This window comes from Phenylobacterium sp. (assembly GCF_030645195.1).
In the GTDB taxonomy this organism is placed as follows: domain Bacteria; phylum Pseudomonadota; class Alphaproteobacteria; order Caulobacterales; family Caulobacteraceae; genus Phenylobacterium.
In genome coordinates this window covers 53,510-73,654 of the sequence record NZ_JAUSLW010000183.1, presented here as the reverse complement: position 1 = coordinate 73,654, position 20,145 = coordinate 53,510, and the positions used below count along the sequence as shown (strand labels likewise).

Here is a 20,145-nt window from a genome sequence, read left to right as displayed (position 1 = left end):
TCGATGATCGAGCGGGGCAGGGCCTGGCCCTCGGGCAGGCCGAACCGCTGCGACAGCGAACCGGCCGCCACATTGCGGCAGACCACCTCCAGCGGAATGATCTCCAGCTCCTTGATCAACTGCTCGCGCAGGTTCAGTCTTTTGATGAAGTGGTTCTGCACCCCGATGGAGTTGAGCCGGGTCATCACATATTCGCTGATGCGGTTGTTGATGACGCCCTTGCCTTCGAGGACAGCTTTCTTCTGAGAATTGAAGGCCGTAGCGTCGTCTTTGAAGTACTGGATCAAGGTTCCGGGCTCCGGCCCCTCATACAGAATCTTGCCCTTGCCTTCGAAGATCTTCTTGCGGCGGGTGGTCATACGCAGCCTTCTCCACGAGGCGAGGGTTCTGGCCGGCGCCGGAAACGAAAAACGCGCGAGGTTGGTCCCAACGCGCGCGGTCCGACGCAAGGCCTCTCGCCGATCTGAGGCCGGCGAAAAATAGACGATCGCCTCCCCCGGCGCAAACGGCATGGGAACATGGTTGGCCTCGCACAGCGTTTGCATTGCGAGCGGGCCCGCCAGGGGATATGCAACCCCGCTAGAGCCTCGTACCGGAGACCCCATGGCCACCTTCAACGACCGCGAGCGCGGGTTTGAGAACAAGTTCGCGCTGGACCAGGAGCAGGAGTTCAAGGCCGGCGCCCGCCGCAACCGCGCCCTGGGCGAATGGGCCGCAGGCCTGATGGGCCTGGAGGGCGAACGCGTCGCCGAATACGCCAAGGCCGTGGTCAAGTCCGACTTCGAGCTGCCGGGCGACGAGGACGTGCTGCGCAAGGTGTTCGAGGACCTCAAGGGCTCGGGCGTCAATGTCAGCGAGGGCGACGTCCGCATGAAGATGGACGAACTGCTGGCCCAGGCCCGCGAAGCCATCAAGACCGGCGGCTGACGCCCCGACCCCTCGGCCCCGCGCCACGAATGACGCCGCCTCGCAGGGGCGGCGTTTTTTGTGCCCGATCGGTCCATGACCGCCGAATCGGCCGCCGGCCACTCGCTAGGGGATCAGCACGACCTTGCTGGCGGCGCACCCATTCTGGGGCCCGTTGGTCGAGGCGATGGTGCAGGAAAAGGCGCCGCTGAGGGGCCCGCCCGTCCGGGAGAAGAAACCGTTGAAACCGGCCACTGTGGCGCCCGCGCCCAGGGTGGGCACGGTGGGGATGGTGAAGGGCAGGGCCAGCAGGCCGGGCATCGGAGAATAGACAAAGCCGTTGGTGCAGGTGATGCCGGTCAGCCTCATGTTGCTGGCGGTTCCGGGCCCCTGGTTGGTCACATTGAACAGCACGTTGACCTTGGCGCTGTTGGTCCGGTTGTTCACGCTGAAGCTCAGGACCGGGCAAACGGGCGGCGGCGCCGCGGGTGTCATCGCCGCGCTGCTCGCCGACATCGGGGGCGCCAGCGGTCCCTTCTTCTGGGCGCTGGCGGGAAGGGCAAGCGAGCCTGCCATCGCCAGGGCGGCGGCCAGAACGATCATGCGCATCGGCGTTTTCCTATGGTGAGGCTTAGGCTTAGGCCCTGGGAACCGGAGAGTCCAACCGCGCGGCTCAGCCAGTCACGCCGCGCGACGTCGCCCCATCACCCGTCGACCCCATCACCCGTCGACCCCAACGCCCGTCATCCCCAACGCCCGTCATCCTAGGCCTTGTGCCTAGGACCCCTGTTTCCGAGCCTGGGCGGGCGCCGGGGGAGGTGGCGACGTCGACGCCTCGACCTGCCGCTCAACGCCAGCCGGCGGAGGGGTCCTAGGCACAAGGCCTAGGATGACGGGGGGGAGTGGGTTTGACGAAAACCCCGCGCCAATTGAGCAGGCTCAAGGATCGGCGGGGGAAGCGAGGTTAGGTGGGGTCAACAGGACGCCGCCCATGCCGCAAGACACCGCCAATTCCGCCGCCGATCTTGAGGCGCTGCTGGGCCCGACCGCCAAGGCCGGGCCGGGGCGGCGGCGGGGGTTGATCGCCGGCGGGGTGCTGCTGGGGATCGTGGCCCTGGTGGTGGCGGTGCTGCTGTTCCGGTCGATGGCGACGCCGGCGCCGGCCGGGTTCGTGACCACGCCGGCGCGGCGCGGGGACCTGGTGGTCTCGGTGCTGGCGACGGGGTCGCTCACGCCGGTGAACCAGGTGGATGTGGGCTCGGAGGTCTCCGGCACCGTCGACAGCGTGCTGGCCGACGACAATGATCGGGTGAGCAAGGGCCAGGTGCTGGCCACCCTGGACACCTCGCGGCTGCGCGACCAGATCGCGCTCGGCGAGGCGGCCCTGGAGGCCGCCCAGGCCAACCTGCGCCAGAGCCAGGCCACGGTGACCGAGACGGGGCTGCGGGCCGGGCGGCTGCACCGACTCTACCAGATCTCCAAGGGCGGCTATCCGGCCAAGGCCGACATCGACGCCGCCGACGCGGCGCTGGCCCGCGCGCGGGCCTCGGCGGCGGCCTCGTCCGCCGGGGTGGCCCAGGCCCGGGCCAATCTCAACACCGGGCGCACCAACCTCACCAAGGCCACCATCCGCTCGCCCATCAGCGGGGTGGTGCTGGCCCGCAAGATCGAGCCCGGCCAGACGGTGGCCGCCACCCTGCAGGCGCCGGTGCTGTTCACGCTCGCCGAGGACATGACCCGGATGGAGCTGCATGTGGACATCGACGAGGCCGATGTCGGCAAGGTGGCCGACGGCCAGGCCGCGGTGTTCACCGTCGACGCCTATCCGGGGCGGACCTATCCGGCCCGGGTGACGCGGGTGGGGCTGGGGTCGAAGACCACCGAGGGGGTGGTGACCTATACCGGGGTGCTGGCGGTGACCAATGCCGACCTGTCGCTGCGGCCGGGCATGACCGCCGCCGCCGAGATGACCAGTTCGCGGCGGACCGGCGTGCTGCTGGTCCCCGACTCGGCCCTGCGCTTCACCCCGCCGCAGACCAGCGCCGGCGGCGCGGCCAGCGTCACCAGCGCGCTGGTGCCCCGCATGCCGCGGATGGGGGGACAGGCGACGCGGCGGTCGACCGACTCCGCGGCCCAGCAGGTCTGGGTGCTGCGCGACGGGGTTCCGGTGCGGGTGGCCGTGCGGGTGGGCGCCTCGGACGGGCGCGACACCGAGATCACCGGCGGCGAGCTGAAGGCGGGGATGGCGGTGATCACCGAAACCGTCGCCGCAACCAAATGACCGGCGCGCCGGGGAGTCCGCCGCCGCTGATCGAGCTGGAGGGCGTCACCAAGGTGTTCGGCTCCGGCCCCGGCGCCTTCCAGGCCCTGCGGGGGGTGGATCTGAGGGTGGAGGAGGGGGAGTTCGTGGCCATCATGGGGCCGAGCGGCTCGGGCAAGTCGACGGCGATGAACATCATCGGCTGCCTGGACGTGCCCACCGCCGGGTCCTACCGGTTCCGCGGCGTGGCGGTGGAGGCCCTGGACCGCCGACAGCGGGCCCTGCTGCGCCGCCGCCACCTGGGCTTCGTGTTCCAGGGCTACAACCTGCTGGCCCGCACCAGCGCGTTGGAGAATGTCGAGCTGCCGCTGATGTATCGCGGGGTCTCGACGCCTGAGCGCCGGCGGCTGGCGGCCCAGGCCCTGGCCATGGTCGGCCTGGAGGGCTGGGGGACCCACACGCCGGCCGAGCTGTCCGGGGGCCAGCAGCAGCGGGTGGCCATAGCCCGGGCCATCGTCACCCGGCCCACCGTCCTGCTGGCCGACGAACCCACCGGCAACCTGGACAGCGAGATGGGGCGCGGGATCATGGACCTGATTTCGGGCCTCAATCGCGACCAGGGGATCACGGTCCTGATGGTCACCCATGAGCCGGACATGGCCGCCTACGCGCCCCGGCATATACGCTTCGTCGACGGGGCCATCGCCTCGGACGGCGGCCACGAGGTGGCGGCCTGATGCTGTGGAGCGCGCTGAAGCTGGCCCTGGGGGCCATCCGCCGCAACCTGGTGCGCTCGGTGCTGACCGTGCTCGGCGTGGTGATCGGGGTGGCCGCGGTGATCACCATGGTGACCCTGGGCAATGGGGCGACGCTCGCTGTCACCAACCAGATCTCCAGCCTGGGCTCCAACCTGCTGATGGTGCGCCCGGGCCAGAGGATGGGGCCGGAGGCGGGCCGCGCGCCGCGCTTCCGCGACGCCGACGTGGCGGCCATCGAGAGCGGGGTCAGCGGTATCGGCGCCATCTCCGGGGTGGAGAGCGCCGGCGCGGTGATCGTCTATCGCGCCCAGAACTGGTCGACGAGCGTGACCGGGGCCGACCCGGCCTATTTCGGCGCCCGCAACCTGGTCCTGGCCCGGGGGCGGGTGTTCAACGCCGCCGAGGCCCGCGCCGGGCGGCCGGTCTGCGTGATCGGCGAGACGGTGCGCAAGGAGCTGTTTTCCGCCGCCGACCCGGTGGGATCGCGCATCCGGGTCAAGGGCTTCGCCTGCGACGTGGTGGGCCTGCTGAAGACCAGCGGCCAGGTCTCGATGGGGAGCGACCCCGACGACGTGGTGATCATGCCGCTGCGGGCCGTGCAGCGACGGCTGACCGGCGACCAGGACATCGGGTCCCTGGTGATCTCGGTAAAGGCCAGCGGCGACACCAACCGGGTCAAGACCCAGGTCACCGACATCCTGCGCGAGCGGCGCAAGATCGCCAGCAACGAGGACGACGATTTCAGCATCATGGACACCCGCCAGATCGCCGAGGCGATGTCGGGGACCACCCGGGTCCTGACCCTGCTGCTGGGGGCGGTGGCGGCCGTCAGCCTGCTGGTGGGCGGGATCGGGATCATGAACATCATGCTGGTCTCGGTGACCGAGCGGACCCGGGAGATCGGCATCCGCCTGGCCATAGGCGCCCTGGAGCGCGACGTGCTGCTGCAGTTCCTGATCGAGGCGGTGGTGCTGTCGGCCTTCGGGGGTCTGGTGGGGGTGGTGCTGGCCGCCGGCGCCTCGGCGGGCCTGGCCCAGTGGATGAAGGTGCCCTTCGCCTTCGATCCGGCGGTCAACCTGCTGGCCTTCACGGTGGCGGCCCTGATCGGGGTGGTGTTCGGCTACTTCCCCGCCCGGCGGGCGGCGCGGCTCGATCCGATCGAGGCGCTGCGGCACGAATAGGGGGGAGGCGGCGTACCGTGGTGCGGGGTGATCTCGATGTTGAATGTTCCTTCTTTGTTCTTGACATCCTCGCGCGGTTTTGGCAGAGTTTTGGCATTGGTCCTCGTTGCGTCCTGAGGCGTGGGACCGATCTTTCCGTCAGAGGCTCGGCGCGGGCGCGGGCGCGCGCGGAGACGGAAGCGGTTCGGTATTTCGCCGATCCGGGAAGGATCTGACGAACCATGACCTCTCGGCCGCCTTCTGAAGGAAGCCCCAAGGGCGGGGAAGGCGAAGAGCCCGAAGACAAGGTGACGCGCGGAAACTTCGAGAGCCTCGCTAAGGGGCTCTTTGGCGTGTCGAGGGAGTCCTATGAGGCCGAGGAACAGAAGTTTCGGGAACGGGAGCGAAAGTTGGAGCCTCCTGGCATCGACCGCCAAGCGTAACCCCTGCCTGGAGCTAGCCAAATCACCCTCTCCCGTGTTATTTTGAAAAACAAAACGGGAACATATGCGCGCCGTGAGGAGGTATGCATGGTAGCTAAAACCTCAGCTCTCGCTGTCTCAAACTTTATCCTTGATCGTGGTGACGACGAGGGCATTCCAATTCGTCATCTGAAGCTGCAAAAGCTTCTATACTTTTGCTACGCGTGGTTTGCTGGAAATAAGCATGAAGAGCTATTTTCAGAAGACATCGAGGCGTGGAAACTTGGTCCTGTAGTTCGTGAAGTCTATCTGGAATTTAAGGACTGCGGCTCTCGCCCCATTCACACTCGGGCCCAATCTTATGATTGGGACAACGACCGATACGTAGAGCCGACGATTGATCGAGACCTACAATCAGAACTCTTGCCGGTTTGGAACGAGTACAAGCGGAAAACGGACGCATGGCTTGTAGAGGCCACCCACGCCGATAGCGAGCCGTGGGCGATGCTTGTGCGACAGGTTGGACAGGCCGACAAGCGTCAGATTCCGTTTAGTCTTATCGAGCGCGTCTACTCTCGAAAGGTCGCCGGTATTGGCGCTTAAGGTCGAGAGCGGGGACGTACCTGTTACCCAGGTAAGCCAAGAGATGGCTGACGCCCATGCTCGGGAACTTGAGGGCCGCGAGCACAAGCAGATATTGGACCATCGGGACCGCTTCTCAGAAATATCCTACGGGATAATGCAGGCCTGGGTGGGCTTCCTTATCGTGCTCACGCTCGGACAATTTATCCTGCGCCCCTCTGGCCTGGGATTGGAGACCGCCGAGTTTATCGCGGTTGTCACCACGACGACTGCCGCAGTGTTCGGGTTTGGACTCCTCGTAGGAAATTTCCTGTTTCCATCCGGGGGATCGGAGAGGCGCCGCAAGTAGGCCGCCAGAGTTGCCCCTGGCGGCCCTCCTGAAGGCTAGAGAGTTTCCGGGCGCCGGTAAGCGTGGCGGACTCGGAAGACGTGGCGGACACGGCGCGGGCGCCGCAGTTTCACACGTGAGTTCACGTGCATTTTCCTTCTGAAAAAATTTGGCAGAAGGGCCGCGCCATGAGAGGGTTTGGGCATTGAGAGCCTTCCTCGCCGCGACGCAGCCCGGTTGGAACGGACGGTCCGACCCCTCACGAGGGCCGGGCCGTTTCCGTATCTGGCTCTAGGGTCATGGGCCTCGAATGAAACGCACGTCTTGCCTCCCGCTGGCGCCGGCTTGATTGCCGTTTCGCCATCGAGAGTGATCTTTCAAGACCGGAAAATTGCTCGCCACTGGGACGTTCAAAATTCCCGATTATATTTCCCGACTCTGACCTCTTATTTCCCGGTAAAAGGTGGGAAATTTAGCGTTTCCCTACCTTTAGCTTTCCGCCCTGGACGACTCTCATGATGTAGTAGAGTTGGTTTTTCCCGACCTTGAACCGACCTTGGAAGTGCTTTTCGGCGAGAGGCTTTACTACCCGATGGACGTCATTGGGTCGCTTTGCACGGTGTTGCTCGTACCACAGGGTGAGCTTGTCATCCGGCACGAATGGCAAATCGCCAATGGCCTTCCGTTGCCCGCTGCGCCTCGCGATCCTTTTGGGTGCGAGCTCATCTTCGCGAGATGGTAGGTGGCCCGCAGGAACCTGGTCTGGTTCGGGCTTGAGCGCAGGCTGACCAGCCTGCGCCGCCGCGAGCATCGGCCCGCGACTCTGGCGCCCGAACACGGGATCTGGCTGCTGTTCGGGATGGTGGATGGCGGCGACCAGCATCGCGGGCCGTGAAGCGCTGGGCTGAATTGGAACGCCACTGAAGTCCGGCATCGGCTGTGGCAGTAGCCTCCCGATGTCGGCCGGGTCGAAGCGGACATTAATCAGCGAATAGATGGTGGGAACGCGGTGACCGTATCTGTCCTCGATCCTGACCCGCACGTCTCCGGTGGACCAGAAGTCGTCATGCATGTGCTTGACCGGACTATGAGGCCATAGGTCCTTTGGAACGAACCCGTATAGCTTCGTATCCTCGGTCATTGAGCGCTTCGTTATGCGCTTCTCTGCGGCGACCCGAATTTCATCAGCTTCGATCCGGAACAGGATCGCGGGAACAGCTAGGTGGAGCGGGAGGTGCTTTAGGAGCTTGAGGGCCAAAGCCGGGGATAGCCAGCGGGCAAACTCGGCGGGGTCTATGAACTCAGGTTCGGCCATCGACCCGGAGGGTCGGGCGCCTACTGCGTCATGTCAATTGATGCCCATCCGCGCGCGTTTTCCGCAGAGTTGCGACATTGGTCCTCGTTGCGCCCGCAGGCGCGTGACCGATCTTTCCGTTCACAATCAGAGGCTCGGCGCGAGAGCGCGCGGGGATGTTTGGCATGGGTGAAGATGAACTGCCGCCGATCCTGAAACCGACCGACTCCAGCTGGAACATGCCGACGGACGAGCCTCCGCCGGCGCCGGATCCGCCGCGCGCGGTGCGGCCCTGGCGGCGGTTCAGCGAGGCGCTGGGGGTGGTGATCTGCCAGCGGGCGGCGGCCGGCGAGAGCCTGATGGAGATCTGCCGGGACCCGGACATGCCCAGCCGGGCGGCGGTCAAGACCTGGAGCCGCGAGCGGCCGGCCTTTGGGGCAAGCCTGGCCCAGGCCCGGTTCGACGGGCGCCACAGGCCCGGCCGGCGCGACAGCTATTGTCCGCACGTGGCGGGGCTGATCTGCGAGCGGCTGGCCCTGGGGATGAGCCTGCGGCAGGCCTGCGCCCTGGAGGGGCTGCCCGGGGAGACCACGGTCATGGGCTGGCTGCGGCGCCATCCCGACTTCGTGGAGGCCTATGGGCGGGCGCGGGTTCTGCAGGCCCACCGGCGCTTCGACCAGGTGTGGGAGATCGCCGAGGCCGCCGACAAGGAGGGCGCCTATCTGGCCAAGGTGAAGATCGACGCCGTGCGCTGGCAGGCCTCGCGCCTGGCGCCCAAGCGCTATGGCCTGAAGGCCGAGCTGGCCGAGGCCTGCGAGCGGGCGGCCGAGCCGGCGCCGCCCGAGGCGCCGGAGGAGGAGGTGGAGATGATGAACGTCATCCTCACCAGCTACCGCCCCGGCGTGCCCGACCGGCTGGTGCGGTTCCCGCGGGGGAAGGATTGAGGGGGGGCGTGCTGCGGCTGGACAATCGGTGGCCCTTCTCCCCTTGCGGGAGAAGGTGGCGCGCGCGCCTCTCCCAACTAAGCGTCGTCATCCCGGGCGACCCGCAGGGGAGACCCGGGACCCAGGTGACTGGGCGCGGCCCCTGGGTCCCGGCTCTCCGCTTCACTACGGCCGGGATGACGTGGGTGGGTGTGGCCCGGCATCGCCCACGCTCGTCATCCCCAACGCTCGTCATCCTAGGCCTTGTGCCTAGGACCCCTGTTTCCGAGCCTGGGCGCGCGCCGGGAGAGGCGGCGACCTCGACGCTGGGACCTGCCTCTCCATGCCAACCGATGGAGGTGGCCTAGGCACAAGGCCTAGGATGACGGGCCTAGGATGACGGGCGCTCACCAGAAATTGCGTAAGCAGGGGCCTGGGTTGAATGACTTCATCCTGCGCGCGAAGGCGGTTTCGCGGGGCCCGGGGCCTGGACTAGCGTGCGCTCACGGTCTGGGGGGGCCATGGGATGTCCAACGATCGCGAGCGCCCGATCCGACTCGAAAACCTGAGGGCCGCCGATCGCGCGCCCCGGGCGGCGGCGTCGCTGATCGTCGTGCTGGGCCTGGTGGCGGCGCTCGGCCTGGCGGCGCCGGCCCTGACCCAGGCCGTGGGGGAGCCGCCGGAGGCCGCGGCCGCCGATGACGCCGCCGTCGACGCCGCCGCCTCCGCCGCGGCCGCCGCGGAGGCTCCGCCCAACCTGGTTCCATCCCCGGCCGCCGAGGCCTCGCAGGTCGCGGCGCCGAAGGACCCCTGGCGGAGGTTCAACCGCGGGTCCTACGCCTTCAACGGCGTCCTGGACCGGGCGCTGATCGGTCCGGTGGCGCGGGCCTATAGGCGGGTGACGCCTGGGCCGGTGCGCCGGGGCCTGGGCAGGATGGTGGACAATCTGCGGGAGCCGTCGACGGTGGTGAACGAGGTCCTGCAGGGCCATCCCGGGCGCGCGGTCCGGGCCAGCGCCCGCTTCGTCACCAACTCCACCGTCGGCGTGCTGGGGATGTTCGACGTGGCCGGCAAGGCCGGACTGGAGCGCCGCCGCGCCGACTTCGGTCAGACCCTGGGACGCTACGGGGTGGGCCCTGGCCCCTATCTCTACCTGCCGGTGATCGGCCCCCTCAATGTGAGGGACGGCCTGGGCCAGGTGGTGGACGCCCTGACCGATCCCGTCTCCCTGGCGACGGGCGGACTGGACAGCGACTTCGGCGCCGGCCGCCTGGGGGTCACGGCCCTGGACACCCGCGCCGGCGCCGAGGCGACCCTGACGGCGATCGCCGAGCAGGCGACCGACCCCTATGCGACGATCCGGTCGGCCTACGGCCAGAGCCGGGAGGCGGTGGTGCGCGAGGCCACCGGGGCGGCGGAGACCCTGCCCGACTTCGACGACTCGCCGGCGGCGCCCGACCCCCCGACGGCCGCAGGCATAGCCCTGGCGGCGAACGCCGTCTCAGAACCCATCTATTAGTTGCGTCCCGCCCGCCGGAGTCCCTCGATGCGTCAAGCCCGCCGTCATCTGCTGCTCGCCCTCGGCGCCGCCCTGGCCGCCGGCGGCGCGCGCGCCCAGACCGCCCCCCGGCGCAGCGCGCGTGATCCCGACGCCGAGGCGTTCGTCCAGGTCCAGGCCCAGAAGGTGCTGTCGGTGCTGGCCGACCGCGGCCTCAGCCTGGCGCAGAAGGAGGTGGCGTTCCGGCGGCTGATCGACCAGATCGCCGATGTCCCGAAGATCACCAACTTCGTGCTAGGCAAGTACGCGCGGACCATCACCCCGGCCCAGCGGGCGCAGTTCAACAGCGTGTTCCGCACCTATGCGGAGAACGTCTATCAGAGCCGGATCTCCGAGTTCCGGGGCGAGACCCTGAAGGTCACGGGCTCGGTGGCCCGGGCGCCGGGGGACGTGGTGGTGAGCACGGTGGTCACCGGCGGCGGCCGCGAGCCGATCCCGGTCTCCTGGCGGGTGCTGGGGGCGGGGGGAAGCTGGAAGGTCGTCGACGTCCAGATCCGCGGGGTCTGGCTGGCCATCACCCAGCAGCAGGACTTCGTCTCCACCATCGACAACGCCGGCGGCGACATCGGCGTGCTCATCGCGCAGCTTCAGCGCAACCCCAAACCCAAGAGCTGACGCGTGCGTGGACAGTGGGCCGAGACCATCATGGGCGTTCTGGTGCTGGCCCTGGCCGGGGCCTTCCTGGTCTACGCCCTGCGGGTGGGCGGGGGCGGGATGACCCCGGGGGGCTACCAGGTGAGCGCCAAGTTCGGCGACGTCGGATCCCTGACCCCGGGCGCCGTGGTCAGTGTCGCCGGCGTCAAGGTCGGCACGGTGGCGAAGGTCACGCTGGAGCCCGACACCTATCTGGCCAAGGTCGAGCTGGCGCTGGATCCGGCGATCCGGCTGCCCGCCGATTCCACCGCCAAGATCACCAGCGACAGCCTGCTGGGGGGCGTGCATGTGGCCATCGGGGCCGGGGGCGCGCCCGAGGACCTCAAGCCCGGCGGTGAGATCCAGAACACCCAGGGCGCGGTCGACCTGTTCGGCCTGATCGGCCAGGCGGTGCGGCCGCAACCCCAGGCGCCGGCCGCGGAGCCCGAGTGAGATGGCCGGCGCCGCGGCGATGACTCCTGTCTCGGCCGTCGGCCGCCTGGCGCTGTCGTCGCTGAGGCAGGTGGGCGCCGTGGCGCTGTTCGCCCTGCGCGGCCTGTGGGCGGTGGTGGCCGGCCCCTGGTATCTCGGCCAGGTCCTGCGCCAGCTGGTGGCGATCGGCTTCTTCTCCCTGCCGGTGATCGGCCTGACGGCGGTGTTCACCGGCGCGGCCCTGGCGTTGAACATCTACACCGGCGGCGGGCGGTTCAACGCCGAGCAGATCATGCCGCAGATCGTCGCCCTGGGGATCACCCGCGAGCTCGGTCCGGTGCTGGCGGCCCTGATGCTGGCCGGCCGGGTCGCCGCGACCATGGCCGCGGAGATCGGGGCCATGCGGGCCACCGAGCAGATCGACGCCATGAAGACCCTGTCGACCGATCCCTACGGCTATCTGGTGGCGCCGCGGCTGGTGGCCGCCGTGATCGCCCTGCCCCTGCTCACCGTGGTGGCCGACATCATCGGCGTCGCCGGCGGCTGGGGGGTGGCGGTCGGGTTCCTGGACTTCAACCCCACCGTCTACATCCGCAGCACCGTGGACTTCGTGGAGCCGCAGGACGTCGGCACCGGCCTGCTGAAGGCCATGGCGTTCGGCTTCATCGTCGCCCTGATGGGTTGCCACCATGGCTACAACGCAACCGGCGGCGCGCGGGGGGTTGGGCGGGCGACCACCCAGGCGGTGGTCTCGGCCGCCATCCTGATCTTCGCCACCGACTATGTGCTCACCACCCTGTTCACCGCCCGATGACCCGGCCCAAGCTCGAGTGGCGCAAGGTCGGCAAGCGGTTCGGGGACGCCACCGTCCTGGAGGGGCTGAACCTGCGCATCGAGGCCGGCCGCTCGACGGTGATCATCGGCGGCTCGGGTCAGGGCAAGTCGATCATGGTCAAGCTGGCCCTGGGGCTGATGGCGCCCGACAGCGGCAAGGTCCTGCTGGACGGCCGGGCGCTGCCGGGGTTCGGCGGGCGGACCCAACGGCGCCTGCTGTCCCGCTCCGGCGTGCTCTTCCAGAGCGCGGCCCTGTTCGACAGCCTGAGCGTCTGGGAGAACGTGGCCTTCCGGCTGATCAATGCCGACCGCATGCCGCGCGAGGCGGCCAGGCGCCGGGCGCTCGACGCCCTGTCCCGGGTGCGCCTGGGGGCGGAGGTGGCCGACGTCTTCCCCGCGGACCTGTCGGGGGGCATGCAGAAGCGGGTCGGGCTGGCCCGCGCCATCGCCGCCGATCCCGAGATCCTGTTCTTCGATGAGCCCACCACCGGCCTGGACCCCATCACCGCGGCGGTGATCAACGAGCTCATCGTCGACCAGGTCAAACGCCTGGGCTGCACGGCGGTGTCGATCACCCACGATCTCGCCTCGGCCCGGCGCATCGGGGACCAGATCGCCATGCTGCACGGCGGCGCCATCGTCTGGCAAGGGGCGCCGGGGGAGCTGGACACCACCCGCCACCCGGATGTCCGGCGGTTCGTCGACGGGGGCTAAAGCTATTGGCCGATATGCGCCTTGAACTCGGGGAGCGCTTAGGCCTTGCGCCGAGGACCCCTGCCGCGGTGTCTCAAGGTTCGCCGAACGAAGCGGGGCGGCGGATGCTACGCAACGTCCCTCAATGCCTGCTGGGAGAGGGGTCCTAGGCACAAGGCCTAGGATGACGAGCGGGGGGATGAGGGCGGGCCGGCTACTCCGCGGCCTTGGCCATGGCCTCCTGGCCGAACACCCGGGCGAAGATGACGTCGACGTTCTTGAAGTGGTAGCCGAGGTCGAAGAGGTCGGCGATCTCGGCCTGGGAGAGGGTGACGGTGGGGTCGGCCAGCAGCAGGTCGATGAACTTGCCCTCGCCGCGCCAGACCTTCATGGCCGCGCCCTGGACCGCCGCATAGGCGGCCTCGCGGGCGACGCCCTTCTGGGTGAGGGCCAGCAGGACGCGTTGCGAGTGAACCAGGCCGCCCAGACGGTCCATGTTCTTGAGCATGTTCTCCGGATAGATCACCAGCCGCTCCACGACCCCGGCCAGGCGGCGCAGGGCGAAGTCCAGGTGAACGGTGGCGTCCGGGGCGATGCCGCGCTCGACCGACGAGTGGCTGATGTCGCGCTCGTGCCAGAGGGTGACGTTCTCCATGGCGGGCACCACGGCCGAGCGGATCAGGCGGGCGAGACCGGTGAGGTTCTCGGTCAGGATCGGGTTGCGCTTGTGGGGCATGGCGCTCGATCCCTTCTGGCCCGGATCGAAGGGCTCCTCGGCCTCCAGCACCTCGGTGCGCTGCAGGTGGCGGATCTCGGTGGCCAGGCGCTCGATGGAGGAGGCGACGACGCCAAGCGCGGCGAAATAGGCGGCGTGGCGGTCGCGCGGGATCACCTGGGTGGAAACCGGCTCGACGGCCAGGCCCAGCTGCTCGGCGACGTGGGCCTCCACCTCGGGCGCGACATTGGCGAAGGTGCCGACGGCGCCGGAGATGGCGCAGGTGGCGATCTCGAACTTGGCCATCGCCAGGCGCTCCTTGGCGCGCTGGAACTCGGCGTAGTGGCCGGCGAGCTTGAGGCCGAAGGTGGTGGGTTCGGCGTGGATGGCGTGGCTGCGGCCGACGGTCGGCGTCAGGCGGTGCTCGAAGGCGCGGCGCTTGAGGGCGGCCAGCACCAGGTCGACGTCCTCCAGCAACAGGTCGGTGGCGCGGCAGAGCTGGACGGCGAGCGCGGTGTCGTTGACGTCGGAGCTGGTCATGCCCTGGTGCAGGAAACGCGCCTCGGGGCCGACGATCTCGGTGACGTGGGTCAGGAAGGCGATGACGTCGTGCTTCACCTCGCGCTCGATCTCATCGATGCGGTCGGCGTCCCAGATGGCGTCGCGGCCCTTTTCCCAGATGGTCTGGGCCGCCAGCTTGGGGATGACCCCCAGCTGCGCCATCTTGTCGGCGGCGTGGGCCTCGATCTCGAACATGATCTTGAAGCGGGTCTGGGGCGACCAGATGTCGGCGGCTTCCTTGCGGGCGTAGCGGGGGATCATGAACGTGGCTCCTTACCGGCGGTGGATAGCGCCACCGGGCGGTTTTTGCCACCCCGCCGGACCTATTCCTTCGGGAAGAAGTCGTTGTAGGGCGCAGCCTCTTCCAGAACCCGCGCGAAGGAGGGCTGCGCTTTCAGGCGCGCCAGATAGGCCGTCATCTTGGGGAACGCATCGCCGAAGGGCTCCACCTTCTCGGCATAATGCAGGGCCGGGGCGGCGGCGCAGTCGGCCAGGGTGAAGGCCTCGCCCATGATCCAGGGGCCATCGGTGGTCCAGGTCTCGATCAAGGCGTAGGCGGTGCGCAGGGTGGTCCGCGCTTGGGCGACGCCGAAGGGGTCCTTGGCGTCCGCCGGACGCAGGCGGTCGCCGACGATCTTCTGCATCGGCTCCTGGACATAGAGGTCGAAGACCCGGTCGCGGTGGCGGATGGGCAGGGCGGCGGCGGGATCGCGCGGAATGAGGGCGATCTTCCCCGGATGGTTCAAGGCCAGGTGCTCGATGACCACGGTGGCCTCGGAGACCAGGGTCTCGCCGTCCCTGAGCAGGGGCATCTTGCCGAAGGGCGAGAGGGTGTTGAACTCGGCGCGGACCTTGGGATCGCCCAGATCCAGGTTGTGCGGGGTGAAGGGGGTGTCGTTCTCGTAGAGGGCGATCAGCGCCTTCCAGCAGTAGGAGGCGAAGGGGTGGAAATAGAGCGTCAGGGACATGCGCGCCTCGTTACTCAAGTCATGCCTTGAGTAACGAGGCTGACGCCGATTGGAAAGTTCAGGCCGCTTCGCCGCGGTCGGTGCGGGCCTTGGAGAGCGCCTTGGTGAGGCCGATGGAGCCCAGCAGGTAGTGGAAGGCGGCCCAGAGGTAGAAGCAGATGGAGACGATGACGCCCGAGCGCGTCGCCTCCACCAGGCTGGCCTTGCACTGGCCGACCAGGGCCAGGCTCGCCCCGTCCGGCGCCTTGCCGCCCGGGCAGGCGGCGGCGAAGCTGACTGCTCCGCCCTCGCCGCCCAGCAGGCCGCCGAGCGCCGCCAGCGTGCCGGAGCCGCCGTCGTGGTTGAAGTTGAACTGGGCGAACTGGTCGATGATCCAGCCGGTGAAGGGCGGGCCGCCGCCGAGCGCGATCAGGTTGAGGAAGAAGAACAGCAGGGCCGTGGCCGTCGCCCGGCGGCGCGTCGGCACCATGTTCTGCACCACCCCGAAGGTGGGGCCCAGGTAGGTGTAGTGGAAGATCCCCGGGATCAGCAGGATCAGGGCCGCGGTCTGCCAGGAGGGCTGCATGTAGGCGGCGATATAGATCGGCGTGGCGATGGTCAGGCCGATGGCCGGCGTCAGCGAGTACCAGCGCGGCGAGCGCTTGCTCAGGCGATCGGTGATGAAGCCTCCCAGCAGGGTGCCTATCCCTGAGGAAATGCCGCCGACGATGCCGGTGATCAGGCCGACCTGGGCGTAGTCCAGGCCGAAGGTGCGGGTGAAGTAGGGGGGCACGAACTGGCCTGACCCATAGGAGCCGAAGGAGGCGATGGTGACGCCCAGCACCATGTGCAGGACCGGCCACTTGCCGAACAGCGTGCCGGCGACGCTGGCCAGCTCCTTGAGTTCGCCAAGGAAGGAAAACTTCGGGGCGGTGTCGACGCTGATGTCTTCCGGGGAGGCCGGGGCCTGGTCGGGCTCGGAGTGGCCGCGCGGCGGCTCCTTGATCATCAGTTTCATGACGATGGCGATGAGGATGCCGGGCGCGCCCACCAGCATGAAGGCGATGCGCCAGGAGAAGTTCTGGGCCAGCCAGCCGCCGGCCACCGCGCCGACCATGGTTCCGAGCGGGATGCCGAAGGAGTAGATCGAGAGCGCCGTGGCCCGCTTCTTGGGCTCGAAATAGTCGCTGATCAGGGAGTGGGCGGGCGGGGAGAGGCCCGCCTCCCCGAACCCGACCCCGAAGCGGTAGGCCGCCAGCTGGGCGAAGCTGGTGGCCGTGCCGCAGAGCGCGGTGAAGCCCGACCAGATCAGGATGGCGGCGGAGATGATGGAGACGCGGTTGAAGCGCTCGGCCAGGCGGGCGATCGGGATGCCCAGCAGGGTGTAGAGCAGGGCGAAGTAGAGTCCGCCCAGCAGGCCGAGCTGGGTGTCGGTGATCTTCAGGTCGTCCTTGATGGCCTGGCCGATGGTGGCGATGATCGTCCGGTCGATGAAGTTGAGCGTGTAGGCGGTGACCAGCAGGCCCAGCACCACGCCCTTGTAACTGTCCGAATAGACCGGCTTGCCGCCGACCGCCGTGGTCCCAGCCATACGCACGTTCCCCCCATGCACTCTTCTTGGCGGCGACTGTAGGCGGACCCGAGGGGCCAGGGGAAGAGGCGAACGGTCGGCCAATCCTGGCCGTTGAGTCGGGCGCCGGACAGACGCCACCTTGAGGTTGCGCTCTAGATGACCCAGCGGCGCCCTGTCGCCGTGATCCCGGACCGACCCATGCCCGCCTACACCTTCTATCCATATGTCGCGCGGGGCCTGGGCCTGACGTTCCAGGACACCGACCTGCCCGACGACGCCGCCGCCCAGATCCAGGCCCTGCGCATCCTGGCCGACCACGGCAGCGCGCTGGAGGTGCAGGTCTGGCAGGATGACCGGCTGGTGTGCCGCGAGGTGCGGGCGCAGGACGCCTCGGCCTAGAGCCTTTTAGGGTCAGGTGGAATCACCTGACCCGTTTAAAAAGGCTCTAGATTCAAAGAAGTAGAGCGCGTTGGGCGGGTTGACCGGCTTCCACTTAACCCTAACGCGCTCTAGAGTCTGGGCGAGACGGGCGCCCCGCCGGCCGGCCTCGGTTAGTGCGCGTGGTTCGGCGCCAGCAGCTTGTCGAACCGCTGACTGCTGACGCCGTAGCATTCGCAGGACTCGCGCTCGAGACCGTCGCGGTCGAGGATGGTGATCACGCCGCGGCGGTACTTGATGAGGCCGGCGCGCTTGAGGGCGCTGGCCACCAGGGTCACGGTGGTCCGCTGCACGCCGAGCATGATGGCGAGATATTCCTGGGTCAGCGGGATGACGGGGCCGGCGACCCGGTCCTGGGTCATGAGCAGCCAACGCGCCAGCCGCGGCCCGGCGTCGTGCAGGGCGTTGCAGGCCACCGACTGCTGGGCCTGGCAGATGCCGGCGTCCATGTGGCGCAGCAGCAACTGCATGAGCGGCGGGCTCTCCAGGGCCCGGTCGCGGAGCCTGGCGGCCGGCAGGCGGATGGCGCCGCCGCCCACCTGGGTGAAGACCCGGCTGCCGCTGGGCTCGCCGCTGAGGGCGGCCGAGAGGCCCGCGAGGCTCTCGAAGCCGACGGTGGCGCTCTCGACGCTGCGGCCGTCGAGGGTCGGGGTGACCACCGAGACCACCGCGCTGGAGGGGAAGTAGACCATATCGATCATCTCGCCCGCCGGATGCAGCACCTGGCCGGCCAGCAGGGCGACCTCGGTCAAGGCGGGCCCGATGGCGGCCATGTCGCCGTCGTCCATGGCCGACAGGAGGTAGTTTCTAAAATTCACTGAGAATCCGGGCAGGACGACAAATAATGATCGGAGGTCGACTCAACACTGGCACAGAAGCTGCCGGCATGCGCTGCGTAAACGCCCAACGGCACTGGCCCCATTTATCTCGTATGGGTTTTCAGGGGGCGACATATGCCAAAATGGAACAATCAAATACATAATATGTCGGAGATTGTATCTAATATGAGCAATATCCGACATAGGGACGCGAGCGGCGCGACTCCTTGCGGGAGCCGCGCCGCCAGGGGTCAGTTGGCCTTGGCCGGGGCCATCTGCGCCATCAGCTCGTCCTTGCGGGCCTTCATGCGCTCACCCATGGCGTCGAGATCCTCGTCGCCCTTCTTGGCCTGGGCGAAGATGCCACCCGGCTGTTCCTCTTCCTTGACGTGGTGCTTGATGTACTCGCCCAGCACCTTGACCTTGGCGTCGTAATAGTCGTCGGAGGGCTTCATCGCCTCGATCTCGGCGATCAGCTTCTTGGCCCCGTCGTGCTCGACATAGGCCTCGTCCATCATGTCGTCTTCCACGTCGCCGCGTTCCTCGGGGTAGAAGATCTCCTCCTCGATCTGGGTGTGGACCTTCAGGGCCAGGGCGATCTTGTTGAACAGCGCCAGCTTCTCGGCGTCCTTCTCCAGCTGTTCGTATTCGTCGAACATGGCGTCCACCTCGCGGTGGTCCTTCTTCAGCAGGCTGATGGCCAGCGGGTCGCGGCGGTTGATGCGGCGCGTACGGCCGGCGGATTTCTTTGGGGTTTGAGCTTTTGCGGCGGTCGCCATGATGTCCCTCGTCCTGAACTGCCGGGCAGGATCACCCAGACCTTGGAAACACGCTTTCCAGGGGCTGGTTCCGACGGATATCCGACAGAAAGGGACGAAATCCGGGGCCGCTCAAACCGGCTCGGAGGGCCTCAGCACCGGCAGTTCGGCGAGCGGCGTCTCGGCGGCGAAGTAGCGCCAGGTGCCCACCAGGGCCTGGGTGCGGTCGTGGACCAGAACCCGCGCATCGCGGCCGGCGGCGGCCAGCTGTTCGGCCAGCGCCTTGGCCTTGGCCTCGGCCTTGGCGCCCGACAGGAACATCAACGGCGTGTCGTTTAGAGGCGACAGCACGCTCCAGCCGCCCTCGACGGGCATGACGGAGATGCGGTGGTCGGTGTCAGGGTTCGGTTGCACGGGCATGTCCTCTTCCTAGACCCTGACCGTTTCAGATGAACCCATCTGAAACGGCAAGAAGGGTCTATATTCAATATCTTAGAGCACGTCGGGCGGCGGAACCGGTATCCACTTCCGCCTGACGTGCTCTAGAGCTGTTCCCGTTTCGAATGAATCGAAACGGGGCTCTAGATTCCTGACTTGGTCGCTCTTCCTGATCGCCTGACTTGATCCAAGTCCGGCGGGAAACGCTCTAGCGCCATCAAGCGCCCAAAATGAGGTCGCTGTCTGTCGGAAGGCGGACCTGGTCACGCAGCTTTGAATCGCCGCCTCAGGCGTTGCGGGCCATCAGGCCGCCGTCGACGGGGATCACCGCGCCGGTGATGTAGCTGGCGGCGGGCAGGCAGAGGCTCAAGGTCATGTGGGCGACTTCCTCCGGCGCGCCGTAGCGGCCGAGCGCCGTGCGTCGCCGGGCGTAGGTCTGGCGGGCCTCGTCGGGGATGGCGTCGGTCATGCCGGTGAGGATGGGGCCCGGGCAGATGCAGTTGACCGTGATCCCCTCGCGGCCGAGCTCGACGGCTAGCGCCCGGGTGAGGCCGGTGACGCCCGCCTTGGCCGCGGCGTAGGCGCTGTCGCGGGCGGTGGCGCCCAGGGCCTCGGTGGAGGCGATGTTGACGATGCGCGGGGCCGCCGACTTGCGAAGGTGCGGCAGGGCGGCGCGGATCACCCGCTGGTGGGCGGTGAGCAGGACGGTGACGCAGCGGTCCCAGACCGCCTCGTAGCCGTCGTCGTCGATAGCCGAGAAACCGGAGATCCCGGCGTTGTTGACCACGATGTCGAGACCGCCGAAGCGGGCGGCGAGGTCGCCGACCACGGCCAGGATCTCGACGGGGTCGGCGACATCCAGGGGCCAGGCGAGCGCCGAACCGCCCTGCGCGACGATGGACTCCGCCACGGTGGCGGCGGCCGCGGCGTCGCGGTCGGTGACGGCGACATGGGCGCCTTGCGCGGCGAACACCCGGGCGGTGGCCGCGCCCATGCCGCTTCCCGCCCCGGTGACGAGGACGACGGAGCCTTGGACCGAGCGGCTGAGGGACATGGGGATCTCCGTGATGAGGGCAGGGCTATCAGGGCGAGACGACGATCAGTCGGTGATCGA

23 protein-coding genes are annotated in these 20,145 nt (G+C 68.1%); 13 read left to right on the top strand and 10 right to left on the bottom strand.

The window, feature by feature from the left end; all coding sequences use genetic code 11:
* Window positions 1-359, bottom strand: a 359-nt coding sequence (locus Q7T09_RS15490; protein ID WP_304700876.1) for a phosphoribosylaminoimidazolesuccinocarboxamide synthase, incomplete at its 3' end; no start/stop codon positions are given.
* A gap of 244 nt (window positions 360-603) precedes the next feature.
* Here Q7T09_RS15490 and Q7T09_RS15485 point away from each other — a divergent pair.
* On the top strand, window positions 604-927 hold the full coding sequence (locus Q7T09_RS15485; RefSeq protein WP_304700874.1) for a DUF1476 domain-containing protein: 324 nt from the start codon (window positions 604-606) through the stop codon (window positions 925-927).
* A 105-nt stretch (window positions 928-1,032) separates the two neighbouring features.
* Here Q7T09_RS15485 and Q7T09_RS15480 read toward each other — a convergent pair whose 3' ends face one another.
* Window positions 1,033-1,515: a hypothetical protein gene (locus tag Q7T09_RS15480; RefSeq protein ID WP_304700872.1), complete on the bottom strand. Its 483-nt coding sequence runs from the start codon at window positions 1,513-1,515 to the stop codon at window positions 1,033-1,035.
* Window positions 1,516-1,897: 382 nt separating this feature from the next.
* On the opposite strand from Q7T09_RS15480, the gene Q7T09_RS15475 reads away from it, so the two are divergent.
* The 5 genes from Q7T09_RS15475 (at window position 1,898) to Q7T09_RS15455 (ending at window position 6,437) form a co-directional block, all read left to right on the top strand.
* Window positions 1,898-3,187 (top strand): efflux RND transporter periplasmic adaptor subunit, encoded by a 1,290-nt coding sequence (locus Q7T09_RS15475; protein ID WP_304700870.1) that lies wholly within the window; start codon window positions 1,898-1,900, stop codon window positions 3,185-3,187.
* Window positions 3,184-3,903 (top strand): ABC transporter ATP-binding protein, encoded by a 720-nt coding sequence (locus Q7T09_RS15470; RefSeq protein WP_304700868.1) that lies wholly within the window; start codon window positions 3,184-3,186, stop codon window positions 3,901-3,903. The genes Q7T09_RS15475 and Q7T09_RS15470 overlap by 4 nt, the downstream gene beginning before the upstream one ends.
* Window positions 3,903-5,105 carry an ABC transporter permease gene (locus Q7T09_RS15465; protein ID WP_304700865.1) on the top strand — a complete coding sequence of 401 codons (1,203 nt, stop codon included), beginning with the start codon at window positions 3,903-3,905 and terminating at the stop codon, window positions 5,103-5,105. Before Q7T09_RS15470 ends, Q7T09_RS15465 begins: the two co-directional genes overlap by 1 nt.
* A gap of 509 nt (window positions 5,106-5,614) precedes the next feature.
* The gene (locus Q7T09_RS15460) at window positions 5,615-6,109 is read left to right on the top strand and encodes a Panacea domain-containing protein (RefSeq protein WP_304700863.1); all 495 of its coding nucleotides are present in this window, start codon (window positions 5,615-5,617) and stop codon (window positions 6,107-6,109) included.
* A 43-nt stretch (window positions 6,110-6,152) separates the two neighbouring features.
* Window positions 6,153-6,437 carry a hypothetical protein gene (locus Q7T09_RS15455; protein ID WP_304700862.1) on the top strand — a complete coding sequence of 95 codons (285 nt, stop codon included), beginning with the start codon at window positions 6,153-6,155 and terminating at the stop codon, window positions 6,435-6,437.
* A 451-nt stretch (window positions 6,438-6,888) separates the two neighbouring features.
* Here Q7T09_RS15455 and Q7T09_RS15450 read toward each other — a convergent pair whose 3' ends face one another.
* A complete protein-coding gene (locus tag Q7T09_RS15450) occupies window positions 6,889-7,731 on the bottom strand; it encodes a hypothetical protein (protein WP_304700859.1) in 843 nt (280 codons plus the stop codon).
* A gap of 164 nt (window positions 7,732-7,895) precedes the next feature.
* Here Q7T09_RS15450 and Q7T09_RS15445 point away from each other — a divergent pair, with 164 nt between their 5' ends.
* The 6 genes from Q7T09_RS15445 (at window position 7,896) to Q7T09_RS15420 (ending at window position 12,804) form a co-directional block, all read left to right on the top strand.
* Window positions 7,896-8,654, top strand: a complete 759-nt coding sequence (locus Q7T09_RS15445; RefSeq protein WP_304700858.1) for a hypothetical protein — start codon at window positions 7,896-7,898, stop codon at window positions 8,652-8,654.
* A gap of 505 nt (window positions 8,655-9,159) precedes the next feature.
* The gene (locus tag Q7T09_RS15440) at window positions 9,160-10,152 is read left to right on the top strand and encodes a VacJ family lipoprotein (RefSeq protein ID WP_304700856.1); all 993 of its coding nucleotides are present in this window, start codon (window positions 9,160-9,162) and stop codon (window positions 10,150-10,152) included.
* A 27-nt stretch (window positions 10,153-10,179) separates the two neighbouring features.
* A complete protein-coding gene (locus tag Q7T09_RS15435) occupies window positions 10,180-10,806 on the top strand; it encodes a phospholipid-binding protein MlaC (RefSeq protein ID WP_304700854.1) in 627 nt (208 codons plus the stop codon).
* Window positions 10,807-10,809: 3 nt separating this feature from the next.
* Window positions 10,810-11,277, top strand: coding sequence for an outer membrane lipid asymmetry maintenance protein MlaD (mlaD, locus tag Q7T09_RS15430; RefSeq protein WP_304700852.1), 468 nt, complete (start codon window positions 10,810-10,812; stop codon window positions 11,275-11,277).
* A 1-nt stretch (window position 11,278) separates the two neighbouring features.
* A complete protein-coding gene (locus tag Q7T09_RS15425; RefSeq protein WP_304700850.1) occupies window positions 11,279-12,070 on the top strand; it encodes an ABC transporter permease in 792 nt (263 codons plus the stop codon).
* A complete protein-coding gene (locus Q7T09_RS15420; protein WP_304700848.1) occupies window positions 12,067-12,804 on the top strand; it encodes an ABC transporter ATP-binding protein in 738 nt (245 codons plus the stop codon). Before Q7T09_RS15425 ends, Q7T09_RS15420 begins: the two co-directional genes overlap by 4 nt.
* Before the next feature lie 193 nt (window positions 12,805-12,997).
* Here Q7T09_RS15420 and purB read toward each other — a convergent pair whose 3' ends face one another.
* The 3 genes from purB to Q7T09_RS15405 all read right to left on the bottom strand — a co-directional run bounded on the left by purB (window position 12,998) and on the right by Q7T09_RS15405 (window position 16,597).
* Window positions 12,998-14,320: an adenylosuccinate lyase gene (gene purB, locus Q7T09_RS15415; protein ID WP_304700846.1), complete on the bottom strand. Its 1,323-nt coding sequence runs from the start codon at window positions 14,318-14,320 to the stop codon at window positions 12,998-13,000.
* 62 nt (window positions 14,321-14,382) lie between these two features.
* Window positions 14,383-15,027 carry a glutathione S-transferase family protein gene (locus Q7T09_RS15410; RefSeq protein WP_304700845.1) on the bottom strand — a complete coding sequence of 215 codons (645 nt, stop codon included), beginning with the start codon at window positions 15,025-15,027 and terminating at the stop codon, window positions 14,383-14,385.
* Window positions 15,028-15,085: 58 nt separating this feature from the next.
* The gene (locus Q7T09_RS15405) at window positions 15,086-16,597 is read right to left on the bottom strand and encodes an MFS transporter (protein ID WP_304700844.1); all 1,512 of its coding nucleotides are present in this window, start codon (window positions 16,595-16,597) and stop codon (window positions 15,086-15,088) included.
* A 180-nt stretch (window positions 16,598-16,777) separates the two neighbouring features.
* On the opposite strand from Q7T09_RS15405, the gene Q7T09_RS15400 reads away from it, so the two are divergent.
* Window positions 16,778-16,978 (top strand): hypothetical protein, encoded by a 201-nt coding sequence (locus Q7T09_RS15400; RefSeq protein WP_304700842.1) that lies wholly within the window; start codon window positions 16,778-16,780, stop codon window positions 16,976-16,978.
* Between the two features lie 152 nt (window positions 16,979-17,130).
* Here Q7T09_RS15400 and Q7T09_RS15395 read toward each other — a convergent pair whose 3' ends face one another.
* The 4 genes from Q7T09_RS15395 to Q7T09_RS15380 all read right to left on the bottom strand — a co-directional run bounded on the left by Q7T09_RS15395 (window position 17,131) and on the right by Q7T09_RS15380 (window position 20,085).
* Window positions 17,131-17,835, bottom strand: a complete 705-nt coding sequence (locus Q7T09_RS15395) for a Crp/Fnr family transcriptional regulator (RefSeq protein ID WP_304700841.1) — start codon at window positions 17,833-17,835, stop codon at window positions 17,131-17,133.
* 251 nt (window positions 17,836-18,086) lie between these two features.
* Window positions 18,087-18,614, bottom strand: coding sequence for a hemerythrin domain-containing protein (locus Q7T09_RS15390; RefSeq protein WP_304700839.1), 528 nt, complete (start codon window positions 18,612-18,614; stop codon window positions 18,087-18,089).
* Between the two features lie 111 nt (window positions 18,615-18,725).
* Complete coding sequence (locus Q7T09_RS15385) at window positions 18,726-19,013, bottom strand: hypothetical protein (RefSeq protein ID WP_304700837.1); 288 nt, start codon at window positions 19,011-19,013, stop codon at window positions 18,726-18,728.
* A 304-nt stretch (window positions 19,014-19,317) separates the two neighbouring features.
* The gene (locus Q7T09_RS15380) at window positions 19,318-20,085 is read right to left on the bottom strand and encodes an SDR family NAD(P)-dependent oxidoreductase (RefSeq protein WP_304700835.1); all 768 of its coding nucleotides are present in this window, start codon (window positions 20,083-20,085) and stop codon (window positions 19,318-19,320) included.
* Window positions 20,086-20,145 lie beyond the last annotated feature (60 nt).